This is a genomic window from Hominenteromicrobium sp. (assembly GCF_046974225.1).
GTDB lineage: Bacteria > Bacillota > Clostridia > Oscillospirales > Acutalibacteraceae > Hominenteromicrobium > Hominenteromicrobium mulieris.
Window position 1 is genome coordinate 287529 of the sequence record NZ_JBKWAE010000002.1, and the last position, 666, is coordinate 288194.

A 666-nucleotide genomic window follows, 5' to 3' on the forward strand; every position below is an offset into this window, starting at 1 on the left:
AAGATAGAAAAATACGCACCGCATGGGACGAAGAACAGGAAGAATGGTATTTCTCCGTTGTGGATGTTATCGCTGTCCTGACAGATAGTTCCAATCCAACAGACTATCTCAAAAAAATGCGTAAGCGTGACGAACAGCTTGCAAGCTACCTGGGGACAAATTGTCCCCAGGTAGCAATGATGGGCGCAACAGGCAAAAAGCGTAAGGTGCTAGCGGCAACGGCTGAACAGCTTTTACGCATTATTCAGTCAATTCCGTCACCTAAAGCTGAACCGTTCAAACTCTGGCTTGCCCAGGTTGGTCGTGAACGCATTGAAGAAACGATCGACCCGGAACAGGCAATCGACCGTGCATTGGAAACCTATCAGAAAAAAGGCTATGATACAGACTGGATTCATCAGCGGCTCCTTTCCATCCGTGTCCGTAACGAGCTTACCGCTGAATGGCAGGAGCGTGGCGTGCAGCAAGGAAAAGAGTATGCCATTCTCACCGATGAGATTACGAAAGCATGGTCCGGCATGACTACTCGGCAATATAAGAAATTAAAAGGTCTGAAAAAGGAAAACCTCCGTGATAATATGAGTACGATGGAAATTGTTCTGAATATGCTTGCAGAGGCAACAACCACAGAACTGTCAAAAGCACATCAGCCGGAAGGATTTTCTG

Annotated in this window: 1 protein-coding gene; it reads left to right on the forward strand. The window is 46.8% G+C overall.

Features of this window, described 5'->3' with window-relative positions:
- On the forward strand, nucleotides 1-666 hold a 666-nt coding region (locus tag ACLTX1_RS03000; protein WP_412330444.1), incomplete at both ends, for a Bro-N domain-containing protein.